The organism is Paenibacillus sp. J22FR21, assembly GCF_056269135.1.
The window spans coordinates 531818-545600 of record NZ_JBWDNJ010000005.1; the positions used below are offsets into that span (position 1 = coordinate 531818).

14 protein-coding genes are annotated in these 13783 nt (G+C 51.4%); 6 read left to right on the forward strand and 8 right to left on the reverse strand.

The window, feature by feature from the left end; all coding sequences use genetic code 11:
* The first annotated feature begins 71 nt into the window (after positions 1–71).
* On the forward strand, positions 72–911 hold the full coding sequence (locus tag AC0YNS_RS20790) for an AraC family transcriptional regulator (protein ID WP_475782881.1): 840 nt from the start codon (positions 72–74) through the stop codon (positions 909–911).
* Positions 912–994: 83 nt separating this feature from the next.
* Positions 995–1912 carry an aldo/keto reductase gene (locus AC0YNS_RS20795; protein WP_475782882.1) on the forward strand — a complete coding sequence of 306 codons (918 nt, stop codon included), beginning with the start codon at positions 995–997 and terminating at the stop codon, positions 1910–1912.
* 80 nt (positions 1913–1992) lie between these two features.
* On the opposite strand, the gene AC0YNS_RS20800 is transcribed toward AC0YNS_RS20795, so the two are convergent.
* From AC0YNS_RS20800 to AC0YNS_RS20815, 4 genes are all read right to left on the reverse strand, one after another.
* The gene (locus tag AC0YNS_RS20800) at positions 1993–2844 is read right to left on the reverse strand and encodes an aldo/keto reductase (RefSeq protein WP_475782883.1); all 852 of its coding nucleotides are present in this window, start codon (positions 2842–2844) and stop codon (positions 1993–1995) included.
* Positions 2845–2964: 120 nt separating this feature from the next.
* Complete coding sequence (locus AC0YNS_RS20805) at positions 2965–4359, reverse strand: MATE family efflux transporter (protein WP_475782884.1); 1395 nt, start codon at positions 4357–4359, stop codon at positions 2965–2967.
* Positions 4360–4509: 150 nt separating this feature from the next.
* Positions 4510–5364 carry a patatin-like phospholipase family protein gene (locus AC0YNS_RS20810; protein WP_475782885.1) on the reverse strand — a complete coding sequence of 285 codons (855 nt, stop codon included), beginning with the start codon at positions 5362–5364 and terminating at the stop codon, positions 4510–4512.
* A 130-nt stretch (positions 5365–5494) separates the two neighbouring features.
* Positions 5495–5986 (reverse strand): HPP family protein, encoded by a 492-nt coding sequence (locus AC0YNS_RS20815; RefSeq protein ID WP_475782886.1) that lies wholly within the window; start codon positions 5984–5986, stop codon positions 5495–5497.
* A gap of 155 nt (positions 5987–6141) precedes the next feature.
* On the opposite strand from AC0YNS_RS20815, the gene AC0YNS_RS20820 reads away from it, so the two are divergent.
* Positions 6142–6588: a DUF4395 domain-containing protein gene (locus AC0YNS_RS20820; RefSeq protein ID WP_475782887.1), complete on the forward strand. Its 447-nt coding sequence runs from the start codon at positions 6142–6144 to the stop codon at positions 6586–6588.
* A gap of 61 nt (positions 6589–6649) precedes the next feature.
* On the opposite strand, the gene AC0YNS_RS20825 is transcribed toward AC0YNS_RS20820, so the two are convergent.
* Complete coding sequence (locus AC0YNS_RS20825) at positions 6650–7045, reverse strand: hypothetical protein (protein ID WP_475782888.1); 396 nt, start codon at positions 7043–7045, stop codon at positions 6650–6652.
* A 314-nt stretch (positions 7046–7359) separates the two neighbouring features.
* Between AC0YNS_RS20825 and AC0YNS_RS20830 the strand changes: the two genes are divergently transcribed.
* The 3 genes from AC0YNS_RS20830 to AC0YNS_RS20840 all read left to right on the forward strand — a co-directional run bounded on the left by AC0YNS_RS20830 (position 7360) and on the right by AC0YNS_RS20840 (position 10689).
* Positions 7360–8361: a Gfo/Idh/MocA family protein gene (locus AC0YNS_RS20830; protein ID WP_475782889.1), complete on the forward strand. Its 1002-nt coding sequence runs from the start codon at positions 7360–7362 to the stop codon at positions 8359–8361.
* Between the two features lies 1 nt (position 8362).
* Positions 8363–9355, forward strand: coding sequence for a Gfo/Idh/MocA family protein (locus AC0YNS_RS20835; protein WP_475782890.1), 993 nt, complete (start codon positions 8363–8365; stop codon positions 9353–9355).
* Positions 9356–9651: 296 nt separating this feature from the next.
* Positions 9652–10689, forward strand: coding sequence for a CapA family protein (locus tag AC0YNS_RS20840; RefSeq protein ID WP_475782891.1), 1038 nt, complete (start codon positions 9652–9654; stop codon positions 10687–10689).
* An 82-nt stretch (positions 10690–10771) separates the two neighbouring features.
* On the opposite strand, the gene kynB is transcribed toward AC0YNS_RS20840, so the two are convergent.
* From kynB to kynU, 3 genes are read right to left on the reverse strand one after another with little or no spacing between them, the layout of a single operon-like run.
* On the reverse strand, positions 10772–11392 hold the full coding sequence (kynB, locus tag AC0YNS_RS20845) for an arylformamidase (protein ID WP_475782892.1): 621 nt from the start codon (positions 11390–11392) through the stop codon (positions 10772–10774).
* Positions 11393–11444: 52 nt separating this feature from the next.
* Positions 11445–12296: a tryptophan 2,3-dioxygenase gene (gene kynA / locus AC0YNS_RS20850; RefSeq protein WP_475782893.1), complete on the reverse strand. Its 852-nt coding sequence runs from the start codon at positions 12294–12296 to the stop codon at positions 11445–11447.
* 26 nt (positions 12297–12322) lie between these two features.
* Positions 12323–13609 carry a kynureninase gene (kynU, locus tag AC0YNS_RS20855; protein ID WP_475782894.1) on the reverse strand — a complete coding sequence of 429 codons (1287 nt, stop codon included), beginning with the start codon at positions 13607–13609 and terminating at the stop codon, positions 12323–12325.
* Positions 13610–13783 lie beyond the last annotated feature (174 nt).

Consider the following 13783-nt stretch of genomic DNA (forward strand, 5'->3'; position numbering starts at 1 on the left):
TGCAGATTCGAGGACGTATTGTATAATGGAATCGAAATTGTAAAAAAGTCAGAAAAAAACGAGTGATAAATTTGCCAGCAAACGATAACCTCCTGTCAGGTCTCGAAGAACTCATTGCCCTTATCGACTCAGAGTGGTCCTCCCTCGACTTGCATTCCTATGGCTTGTGGCGGAACCAAGGCTGGGATGGCGTGGGCCACAGCTTCGAGCTGAACTACTATATACAAGGCAGTAATGTGATTCGCCAGGACCAAGCCAGGGTAGAAGTCAAGCAGGGAGATCTGCTTTTTCTACCGGATACGATACGCAAGAGCAGCTGTGATGACGGCAGCTTCAAGGTGATTTTCTTATCCTTCTGGTTTAAGGACGATGCGTTAAACACAAGGTTGCGTCAGATTTATAAGACGATTGCCCGTGATTCCCAGCCGCTCGCGGTGCCCGGACTTGAGGATGATTTTGTCGCGCTCACTACGGAGCTTCGTTCCGGCCTGCGTTTCCCGCATCTGCTGAAGCATCTGTTTATCCATATTCTCGTGAAAATTTACAGGGCTGTTCATATCTATCATGGCACAAGGCCCAAGCATAATAAGCATGAACAAATGATTGGAGAGATCATCAAGGTGCTGAATGAGAACTACGGCTCCGACATTTCACTCGCTGATATCGCTGCAACCTATTCGCTGAACGAACGGTACCTGAATCATATTTTCAAAGGGGCAACCGGCATTCCGCTTGGGCGTTATTTAATGAAAATTCGCATTGAGCAGGCCAAACGGCTGCTGCGCACCACCCATCTGCAAATCACCGATATCGCAATGGATACCGGTTTCTTCGACGCCGCGCATTTCTGCAAATCGTTCAAGAAACATACCGAATACACGCCCGCCGAGTACAAAGCACGCATGGAATAAGCGGCGCGCTTGAATCTCGCATGCTTGTATGTCACAATCTTCTGTAGGACTATACCTATTCGCAATTTAGGAGGATGAAACGAATGAGAACGATGAAGCTCGGAAGCAGCTCCCTTGAGGTGCCGGTTCTTGCTGTAGGGTGTATGCGTATTAATGGGCTGGAGAAAGCCGAGGCGGAACGATTCGTCCAAACTTCGCTGGAAGCAGGGGCGAACTTCTTTGACCATGCTGATATTTATGGAGGCGGTAAGTGCGAGGAAATCTTCGCGGACGCTATACATATGAACGACGACGTGCGGGAGAAAATCATCCTGCAATCCAAATGCGGTATTCGCAATGGCATGTTCGACTTCTCCAAAGAACATATCCTAGACTCTGTAGATGCTATCTTGAAGCGCCTCAGAACAGACTACCTCGATATTCTGCTGCTGCACCGTCCCGATGCCCTGGTTGAGCCGCATGAAGTAGCGGAAGCATTCGATAAACTGGAGAGCTCCGGTAAGGTTCGCCATTTCGGCGTATCCAACCAGAATCCGATGCAAATTCAACTGCTTAAGAAAGTTGTTAAGCAGCCGCTTATTGCGAACCAGCTGCAGCTGAGCATCACGAATGCCAATATGATTTCGAACGGCATTAACGTCAATATGACGGTCGATTCGTCCATCAGCCGCGACGGCAGCATTCTGGATTACTGCCGCCTGAACGACATTACGATTCAGCCATGGTCCCCATTCCAATACGGCTTCTTCGAAGGCGTATTCCTGGGCAGCGAGAAGTTCCCAGAGCTGAATAAAGCGATCGATGAAGTCGCCGCTAAATACGAAGTGAGCAACACGACGATCGCCATTGCATGGCTGCTTCGCCATCCGGCACAAATGCAGCCGGTAACGGGCACTACAAGCGTCGAGCGGATTCTCGATTGCATCAAAGCAAGCGAAATCCACCTGACACGCGAAGAATGGTACGCCATCTACCGCGCAGCAGGCAATATTTTGCCATAAGACATAACAAAGGAGCTGAGATGTCCGTTCATTCGGACTTCCCGGCTCCTTCTTTTATTACAAGTATTTCTTCATACTGCTTAACGCAGTCCCCACAGTTCCTCGAACTTATCCGGATCCATGCCGGAGCGTTCATTGCGGTTCAGCGCATCTATCCGCACCATGTCTTCTGTCGACAATTCGAAGCCGAAGATATTGGCATTCTCACGGATTCTCTCCGTATTGGCGGATTTCGGGATCGTCACCACGCCGTTCTGCAAATCCCAGCGCAATACGATCTGCGCACCGGTGCACCCATACTTTCCGGCCAACTCTTGAATAATCGGCTCCTCCAACACTCTACCCAGCATCAGCGGGCTCCAAGCAACCAACTGAATACCCTTGCCAGTGCAATAACCCTGCAGTTCCCTCTGTGTCAGACGCGGATGATATTCCACTTGATTAACCGCCGGAACCACACTGCATTCTGCAAGCAGCGTGTCCAAGTGCCGCACCTGAAAATTACTGACACCAATCGCTCTTACTTTGCCCTCGGCATACAGCTTCTCCATCGCACGCCATGTATCCTTATAATGCTTACTAACCGGCCAGTGGATTAAGTAGAGATCGATGTACTCCATTCCCAGCTCGCTTAGCGATTTATCGAACGCCTTCAAAGTAGCGTCATAGCCTTGATTGGCGTTATCCACTTTGGTGGTAACGAATATCTCTTCTCTTGGGATCCCGCTCGCTCGGACCGCTCTGCCGACACCTTGCTCATTACGGTATGCCGCTGCCGTATCGATGCTGCGATAGCCCGCTTCAATTGCCGTACGAACCGCATGCTCCACATGCTCGCCGTCTTCCGGTCTGCCCTGCCATACCCCGAGCCCAAGCCAAGGCATAACAACTCCATTGTTCAGTGTGACACCGCTCGAAATGGTTTTCGTCATCTTGCACCTCTCCTCTACATCCGACTAATTCTACCCCATCATAGGACAGCGCACGTCGTTTGTCAGCATCGACAACCAAAAAAATCCACAACCGCATTATCCGGCCGTGGATTAATCTTCTTAAGCTTCAAGCGAATTTGTATTGGAATGTGGTGTATGCTCCCGGCTCACAATCGCCTTCTTCGTCCAAACCCCGCTCTTCCATCTAGCCAGCATCAGCAGTCCGCGTACCCATTCATCCACTGCGAACGAAATCCATACGCCGATTAAGCCCATCTCCAAATGAATGCCGAGGTAGTAGGACAACGGAACGCAAATGCCCCACATGGAGCAGACGCCCATTAAGACCGGGAACTTCGCATCCCCGGCTGCGCGAAGCGAGTTGATGACAACAATGTTGAATACCCGCCCCGGTTCCAAAATAATCGATAGGAGCAGGATACTCGCCCCAACCGCGATGACCTTGGGATCATCGGTGAACAACCCGACCAGCTGATAGCGGAATAGCGCCGCAATGCCGACTAATACGGCTGTCAGCAGAATGCTGATCCGCAAGCTTCGCAGCAGCCGGAAGTACGCGGCTTTCTTCTCACCGGCCCCGACCATATGCCCGACTATAATTTCCGTCCCCATGCCAATCGCCATGGACAACGCCATGAAATAAGCGCTGATATTGTAGACATACACATGGGCGCTGAGCGCCTGTTGGCCAATGATATTGATAAAGCCCATAATCATCATCATCTGCGACTGCCATGCCAGATGCTCTCCGGCAGACGGGAGGCCGATACCGAGTATTTTCTTCATGTACAGCTTATCGAAGGAAATATAATCGCGAAGCCTGATTGGGCTCGGCGTTTTGCGATACAAGAGAATGATTAATACGATGAGGCCGAGAATTCGGCTTCCGATCGTAGACACGGCTGCGCCGGTTACGCCCCATTCCGGGAAGCCAAAGTTCCCGAAGATGAGCAGGTAGTTGCCCGCGACATGAATCAAATTCACACCGAGTGTCACGTACATGACGTCCCGTGTATTGCCGTTCGAACGAATAATCGACGAGACCGCATACGAAATCGCCTCGATCCAAATAAATCCGCCGATCAGCTTCAAGTAGGTGCTCGCGATCGCGATTTGCGAGGGGTCGAGATGGAGCATTCGCATGCCCGGTTCGCTAAACAAGACAATGACGATACTGACGATCACGCCGAACATCAAATTCATCATGATCGCAAGCGCGGAGATGCGGCTTGCCGTTGCTTTCTGCCCCGCTCCCAAGTACTGCGTAACCGCTACGCTCGTTCCAATCGCGACAAAGCCGAACATCATAATACAGAACATAATAATTTCATTGGCAAATCCGACGGCTCCCGCCACTTTATCGGAGATCCGGCTGAGCATGAAAACATCGGCCGTTCCGAGCATCATGCGCAGCACCGAGTCCACCAGAATCGGCCATGACAAGGCAAAGAGACTCAGCTTCTTCCAAGAAGGTACAGCATCATTCTTAATCAAAGGAACTATCTCCTATCCCATTACGTTTCATCTCTCTATACCAATGGTTATTATCCCACCTCCAAATGACCCTGTCCATGACAAAAGACCTCCAATCCCGTATAGAGATGGAGGTCCTGCAATCCATTTTCTAATTCAGCACGGCTCAGCTTATGCCTGCATCCATGCTTTCATAACAGGCATTAACCGTTTCGCTTCTTCATAGCCTTCCTTATAGAGAGCATCCAGCTTTGCCGGGTCGCGCTCCATCCGCCCTACCGTCAGCTTCTGCTGCGGCCGAATGACGAAGAGATTCCCTTTACGCTCCTGCTCTTCAATATAAGCTAACGTGTCGTTGTAGATCTCATGCCGGCGAAGCATGATTTTGACAAACTCGGGATATTTCCTGTAGGCACGTCGCACGAGCCAGCTGAAACGATTGCGTGATTTGCGGTAACCCGTATCTCGGGTCAGAACGATGACATTGCGCTTAAAGCCGTCGCTCTCTGCTTTACGAAGCGGAATCGGGTCCGAGATCCCGCCATCCAGCAGGTTGCGGCCCTTATACTCCACAATCGGCGCGATAAAAGGAAGCGAGCTCGAAGCACGAATGATTTTCAACAGGTCAAAGCCCGGTTCATCCCGGTTGTAGAAGATCGTCTCCCCGGTATCGCAATCGGTCGTGCCGATGACAAACTGTTCTTTGCTCGCTTCGAAAGCTTGATAATCGAACGGAACAATGACATTCGGGAGCTCGTCGAAAATAAAATCCATGCCGAACAGCTCGCCTTTGTTGAAATAATTCTTCCACGAGATATAGCGCGGGTCCGTGACCCAACCTACATTTACCTCTCGATTGCGACCAAGCTGCCTCGATAAGTAACTTGCTGCCATGCAGGCTCCGGCCGATACGCCGATTGTATAGGGAAAGTACATGTTCTGTTCTGTAAAATAGTCCAGCACGCCGGCCGTATAGATGCCCCGCATGCCTCCGCCTTCCAGTACTAAACCGATGGATGAATCCATGACCTAACTCCTTTACCCTGTGCTTCCGTATTCGCTACATTCATTTTACCTATCGCTTAACGGCAGAGTCAATTTTACGACAAACAAGAGCCGACCTGACGCGGCCGGCTTTCTTGCTTATCTATTCGTATCAACTTGCAATGTCTCTGGAATCGACTGCTGCAGGTTTGTTTCCGAACATCGATGATAACGAATGACCGAACTTACGCTCCAGAACCTCCGCCAAGACAAGAGAGCCCATTAAACCCAGCAGCGCAGCGCATACCGATAGTGGAATTGCCCATAGATGCGGAGAATGCGAGAAGAAAGGAATCAGTGCAACTGCGGCAATCGGCGGTGCATTCCAATTGTATTTACGGATCAACCAAATGATAATGACAGCATTCACAAACAAGGTGAGCGAGCCCGGGTAGAGATAGAACAGAACCGTGCCTATCAAAGCTGATACAACAGCGCCAAAGGTAATCTTACCCAGCTCCGACATCAGATAAGTGCGAGAGAGAAACAGAAAGCTAAATGCGCCGATCGTCGGGAAAAACAGCGTATCCAGAAACGAAACATGCAGCGAGAGCCAGTAGAGCAGCACGACATACAAACAAATAGCTAAAGACTTCACATTCATTAGGTCGTTAAGGCCTCCTAATCGATTTACACCTTATTTATTATAACGACCTCTCTCGTAAAAATCACCCGAAAAATAGCCTTTTATTCCTACCTGACAACTAGGTTTTAGTGTATAATGAGGATAATGATTTGACCTACAAGGAGGGCCTTGAGATGAGTAAACAACCGATTCCCCTTACGTATGAGTGCGTAGACGATGTTCCTTTACACCGTGTTCGCGGCAACCAGCTCGGTATCTTGCTTAGCATTATCATAAGTGTAAGTACAGGACAGTTGTGGATACTGGCACTTCCTCTAGTCGTCCAACTGATCAGCCGCACCTATGGCGTAAACTATAATCTGTTTGTTCGTCTATTCGCCCCGTTATTCCCTGTCAGTGCTCGGACGGAGAGCCGCGAGCTGCTTCGGTTCAACAATTTACTGGCAATCCTATTCCTAGTAATCACCTTGGCCGCCTATGCGCTCGGGTTGCTGACAGCAGCTTATGTCGTGCTGGGCATGCTCACCGTAGCCGTAGTGCTTGCCCTTAGCGGATTTTGCGTCGGCTGCTTTATGTACTTTCATTGGAAACAATATTGGTTGAGACGGAAAATATCGTAATAAACAAGTCGAACAGCCCGCCCCATTCAATGGGGCGGGCTGTTTAGTCGTTGGATGACAATCATCTTCTATATTTCGATAAGAAGACATGCTCTTTCTTCTGAACGGCTTTCTCCCGATCCTGCATAATGTCATCTTTCAGTTTCGAGACACATTTGGCACAAAGCTTCCCTTGGCGGGTAGGCTCTGAACAAAGATCGCAGGCATCGGATAAATTCGGGTAATCGAATAATTTAAGCTTGCCTTTGCGGATATACGAGCGAATCTGCTGCACGGGAACAGAAGTCTGTTCAGCCACTTGCTCATTGGTAAGCTGACGGTTGCGCCTTAAAACCTGCTCAATCGAAATAATTTGTCCATCTTCCTCGGCCGTGCATGCTGCACATAGATTACGCAGATTCTTCTGGAATACTCTCCCACAATTGGGGCAATGCGCCACATTTAGTTCTATAGCCATATCATAACCTCACTAGTAATGGTTCTTATGAACTAATGATAGCATGGAGCATGGAAAAATTCACTAGAATTCATAACTGGCGTTGAGGATCCTTCCTCGCACAACTACCGCCGATGGCGACCATTTCATAAATGGCACAACCGATGTAGGCACCACGGAGGTTCCACCCACCTCCCTTGCATCCAAGGTGTGCGTAGTAATCCGATGTAACGCTGCGTCCCGGTTCCTTTCCCCCTATCCAATGGGCTGAACTTCGTCTAAAATGACAGTGAACCAACTCGGACTACCAATATTTTGCAAAGGAGCGCATGTTCATGAAAGTCGTAGTATTAGGTTGCGGCACAATGGGATACGTACACGCCGCTGCATTCAGCCGGATGCCCGGCGTCACGCTGGCCGCTGTGTGTGATATTGATGGGGAGCGCGCAGAACGCGTCGCCTCTTCACTTGGAACGACTTCCTATACCTCGTTCGAGGAAATGATGGATGCCGTCGATGCTGACGTCGTCTCGGTAGCTTTGCCTACTCCCTTCCATAAGGAATATGTGCTGAAGGTCGCTGCATTAGGCAAACATGTCATCTGCGAGAAACCGATCGCACCAACAGCCGAGGACGCTGAAGAGATGATTGCAGCTTGTCGCGCGCAAGGCGTGCGTCTGTTTGTCGGTCATGTCGTTCGTTTCTTCCCTGAATACGTGGATCTAAGTAAACGAATTGGGTCAGGTGCCATTGGTACCGTCGGCGTCGCCAACGCGAAGCGGATCGGCTCCCATCCGGGTGACCACTCGCCTTGGTATGCGGATAAAGAAGCCAGCGGCGGCGTGATCATGGATTTGATGATTCACGATATCGACTACATGCGCTCCCTCTTCGGAGATGTGAAATCGGTTTATGCGCTAAACCGGACGGAGCCTTCACTTGATTATGCACTCGTTACGCTGCGGTTTCACAATCATTCCACCATCGTTCATCTTGAATCCCATTGGGGATATCCGGGCGCATTCACGACTGCCGTGGATTTCGCCGGTACTTCGGGTGTTCTGCAATACGACAGCAGCACTTCTAAGTCGCTGCAAGTTCGCCGCACGGAAGCAGCTGCTGCCGAGAAATCGGTTCAGGTGCCGCAAAGTCCATCCTATCGTGATCCGTATTTCATCGAGCTGGCTCATTTTATCGACTGTATCCGCAGCGGGGCAGAGCCGATCGTGACGGCAGAAGATGCGAAGAAAGCGGTCGAGGTTGCAAGAGCTGCAATGGAATCGGCTGCTACCGGCCAATTGATCCGACTACAATCGACTGCTGGGGAGGCACGCTAATATGACGACTACATCTATCTCGGTTGGCCTGCTTAGTTTCGCCCATGGTCATGCCCACAGCTACACCGGCGAGCTGCTCCGTCGTTCCGATGTGACCATCGCCGGTTTCTGGGACGATAATCAAGACCGTGCCGATTCAATCGCAGCACAATATGGCTTCCGCCATTACGAATCCTTGCAGGAGCTTCTTGGCGCAGGTATCGATGCCGTCATTATCTGCTCGGAGAACGCGAAGCATGCTGATCTGACGCTCGCAGCAGCTGCGGCTAAGAAACATGTCATGTGCGAGAAACCGCTCGGCATCTCCGTGGAAGAGATGGAGCTGATGATTCAAGCTTGCGCAGTGAACGGCGTTCAGCTGATGACCGCCTTCCCTTGCCGATACATCCCAGCCGTCGTGGAAGCGAAGAATTCGATCGACCGCGGCGATATTGGAGAGATCGTTGCCATTAAAGGGACGAACCGCGGCTCGATGCCGGGCGATTGGTTCGTTGTCCCTTCCGCATCCGGCGGCGGTGCTGTTCTCGACCATACGGTGCATGTTATGGACCTGATGAACTGGTTCGTACAATCCGACGTAGTCGACGTGTATGCAGAAGCAGCTACCCTGTTCCATCCGGAGCTGGAGGTCGAAGATGCCGGTATGGTGCATGTCCGCTTCGGCAATGGCGTGATTGCCTCCTTGGATCCAAGCTGGTCCCGCTCCCGTTCGTTCCCGACATGGGGCGACGTCACGATGGAGATCATCGGTACGAATGGCGTCATCAGCATCAATTCCTTTGCACAGAAGAATGACCTGTACAGCAATCAGGAGTCGAAGGCGCAATGGTTATACTGGGGCGACGATATGGACGCAGGTCTCGTGGATGCCTTCATCAGCGCGATTCACAGCAGTTCTGCCGTGCCGATCACGGGCGAAGATGGCTTGAAATCGGCTCGAGTCGCGCTTGCTGCACTGGAATCGGCGAGATTGGAAGCGCCGGTTAAGCTTTAGGTAGTCTTTAAAGTGCGAAAAGAACCCACGGCCGCGGCTGTGGGTTTTTGGCATGACATGATGTTGGTCTAGTCCAAGCCAAATGGGATGCATATGATGGTTTAGCATCCTTATCTTGGGAAAACGGAGCTGAAATTGCCCCTCTCCACCAAATAAAGCCTGTACGGTTCGTTAGATTTTCAAACCGCCTCAAATCGCCCAAATAAGGCCTGTGTGGTTCGTTACAGCGAATGCCTACATACCATGACTATGAGAACCACCTATGCCGTCAATGTGGAAAGGATGCGAAGCCTCCTATGGAATTCAAGCTCGCTGCTGTCGGAGATATTTTGATGATTGGGCCGATTCTGCGGTCTGCCAAGCAACAAGGGGACCGTTATGCGTTCGAACCCCTATTCCAGAAGGTTGCTCCTTACCTCAAACAAGCGGATCTGGTCATCGGCAATCTGGAAACGCCGCTCGCCGGCAGAGAGACTGCCTATACGCGAGCGAACACCAGCACAGGTTTCTCCATGTTCAACTGTCCGGATGAGCTCGCACCAGCCCTGAAGTCCGCAGGCTTCGGCGTCTTAACGACAGCCAACAACCACTGCATGGACCGCGGAATAAAGGGCCTGCTCCGAACCATTCATGCACTTAACGATAACGGTCTGGCTCATACGGGCACCTATGCTTCCGATCCGGGAGTCGACAATCATATCATCGTCGAAGTAAAGGGCCTCAAGGTCGGCATCGCCAACTATTCCAAAGGAACCAACAACATTCCCCTGCCTGCCGGAGAGTCATGGCGGGTAAACACGGTTACTCCCAGCACCTACGCCAAAACAGCCGCACACATCCGCAGACTCGCGGGGCAGGTGGATGTCGTGATTGTTTGCCTGCATATCGGCAAAGAATGCCGTCATGTTCCGCTCCGGCAATCGCGTGAACTCGTGAGGCTGCTGCTCGCTAACGGCGCACACATCATACTCGGCCACCACCCGCATGTCCTTCAGCCGGCCTTCCATACCAAAGACGACCGCTTCGCCATCTACTCGCTTGGCAATTTCGCCTCCACTCGCCTTTACAAGAACGCTGCCACCAATTGCGGCGCCATTGCCCAACTAACCGTTGTCAAAGACGACAGCGGCAAGGTGCGCGTGAAAGAGGTCGGCTACGTTCCCACGTGGACAACGAGACTGACGACATCAAACGGCATAAGCTATCGGGTTCTCCCGATCCCCCAAACCTTGAAGAAGCCAGAGCCCGGTCAATCCGCAGCAGACCGGCAATTAATGCGCAAGGTGTGGAAGAAGATGTCCCCTCTGTTGGTCGAGAAGCGCACCATCACCTGAAATCCATACTGCTCCCCCCACCGCGATTATCCCGGAGAACAGCAAAAAGCCACATCCCGTTCGGGGATGCGGCTTCTTTCAATCATTTCCGAAGCACCGCGCGAACCGGACTTCCATCCGCCTCGGCCAGCGGCAGCGGGAGTGCGATCAGCTCATAATCCCCCGGTTCAACATGGTCTAGGACAAGTCCTTCCAGAATGTGAATGCCATGCCCGGCGAGCTCATGATGAGCGGGTAATTCTTTGCTGTCGAGCGGATCGACAGATGGCAAATCCAAGCCGATCAGCCGCACGCCATAACCTGCGAGATACGCGGCCATCTCAGGTTCGATTGGCGGTATCCACTGAGGAAACACATGCCTATCCTGCCACGCATCCGTACGAATCAACAGCCTCGTAACCCCCTCGAGCTCAACGCCGGCCAGATCATGCACGCCAATCGATGCAGGGTTTTGCAGATGAATGACTCTCGCCTGCCCAATATATAGATCAAGGTCAAGATCACGGACCCGTTTACCCTCATTGTCAAAATGAAACGGGGCATCAATATGCGTCCCCGTATGAATACTCATAACGATCTGGCCCACATTCACAGAGCCGCTCTCTTCTTTGCTCCAGCTCACCTTGTAGGAGAAGGGGGTGTCCCCCGGCCAAGTGGCGACCTTCTCATCGAGCGGCTGCGAAATATCTATCCAGGTGCTCATGCCTTCGTCTATCCCCTTCCTGCGTATCGCACCCATCACCGGCGCTCGATGCCTACAGCTTGGTGCGCATGCTCCACAGCTCAGGGAAGAACTGCTGATCTAGCGCTCTCTTCAAGTAATTAACCCCCGACGAACCGCCGGTTCCCATCTTATTGCCAATAATCCGCTCTACAGTCGTCATGTGATTAAAGCGCCAGAACTGCTGCTGGCTGCCGATATCCACGAGCTTCTCTGCCAGCTCATAGAGATCCCAATATTGATCGACATCGCGGTAAACGGTGAGCCATGCTTCTTCCACACTGGCATTCGGCTGGTAGTTTTGCGACCAATCCCGGTCCAATGCCTCTTGATCAATCGGCAAGCCGCGCGCTGCGAGCGCTCCGATAGCTGCATCATAGAGGCCCGGCTCGTTCAGTGCCTGCAGCATCTGCGTATACAGCTCGGTTTGATGCTTGAACACAGATAGGGTATGCACGTTTTTATTCCCCATTGCGAATTCAATTAACCGATTCTGATGCGATTGGAATCCGGAGGATGAACCAAGCGCATCGCGGAAGCCCATATATTCGGCCGGTGTCAGCGTCGAGAGCACGCTCCAGGATTGGATCAATTGCTGCTGAATTCGGGACACGCGCGCCAGCATTTTGAAGGAAGGCTCCAGATCGTTATTGCGGATCGAGAGCGTAGCCGCCTGCACCTCATGCAAGATGAGCTTCATCCACAGCTCGCTCGCTTGGTGAATGATAATAAACAGCATTTCATCGTGGTGGTCCGAGCATCTATGCTGACTTTCCAAAATTTTATCCAGATGAAGATAGTCCCCGTAGGACATCGATTTGGAGAAATCGGTTTGAATATCCTTCTCCAGCTTCCCGCTGCCTTGCTGCTCTTCATGGTTGTTCATTGTGTAAAAGCCCCTCTCAGTAATCATTAGGCAACGACTTCGCGTTCATTCTTAAACTGCTCGTATTCCTTGTCTGCCATGATTCGCTTCAGCTTCTGTACGACTTCCCATACCTCGGTATAAGAGTTATACAGGGCAACCGGCGCAAGCCGAATAATATTAGGTGCCCGGAAGTCCGGAATGATGCCGTTATGTTTCAAAGACTTGCACACCCTTGCTGCTTCCGGATGCTCCAAGCTGACATGACCGCCGCGTCTTACATCGTCACGCGGGCTGCCGATCTCAAATCCAAATTCGCCTAGCTCATGTTCAATTAGGTCGATTAAATATTGATTAATATGAAGCGACTTCTCCCGAATATTCGCAATGCCCGCTTCCGCAAAGATCTCCAGCGCACCAAGCAACGGAGCTAAGCTTAGCACATGAGGCGTGCCGATCTGATATGCCCCTGCCGATTCCGCAGGTGTTAGCGTATGCTCCATATCGAATTGTTTATCTTTTCGCGAGCCGAACCAGCCTGCCAAGCCGGGGTTCTTGCCGAAATGCTTCCGGTTTACGTAGAGCCCGCCAACGCTGCCCGGCCCGCCGCCAAGATGCTTATAATTGCACCAATAAGCAAAATCAACCTCCCACTCGCTAAACGAATGCGGGATCGCTCCGACAGAATGACAACCATCAAAACCAATGAGAATGCCGCGCTTATGGGCCTCCTCCGTCAAACGCTTCATATCTAGGATCTGCCCGCTGCGGTAGAGTACCGTCGGCAGTACGATCAACGCAATATCATCGGTCATCGCCGCGATAATATCCTCCTCTTCCAAGAAGCGGCCATCGCGGCTTTTCACTCGTACAAGATGTGTATCGGGATCATAACCGCGAATGCGCAGCTGACTCTGAAGCGCGTAAATATCAGAGGGGAATGTCAATTCATCCGCCAAAATCTTACTGCGCTCCCCTTGCGGCTCATAGAACGTAGCGACCAGCTGATGCAGGTTTACCGTCGTAGAACCGGTCACGATCACTTCCTCCGGGAAAGCGCCGACGAGTCCAGCGCTCATCTCACCTAGCTTCTCCGATAAGGTGAACCACGGGTGATTGCCTTGCATCCAACCGTCAATTCCGTGCTCCCTCCAGTCCGCGAGCGATTCCAGAAGCGTGCGTTCGGCCCGCTTCGACAGGAGCCCTAAGGAGTTTCCATCCATATAAATCGAATCCGGTTTCACGTAGAACTCTTCGCGAAACCTGGAAAGTTTATCTGCTGCATCTAATTGTTTAGCGTAATCTAATGTGGGTTGAAACGAATTGGTTTCCATAGCTGCTCCCTCGTTTTCACAGAATAATCGTTTGCTGAGGTGATCATATCAACCAATATGACATCGTGTCAATATGTTCAAATTAGGCACCCTTCATGCTGCGCCTACGTCTGAACGAACCTTTCATTTTCCATCCGTTTCTTATATTCTAGAAGGGTATGGACGGAGGGGGAG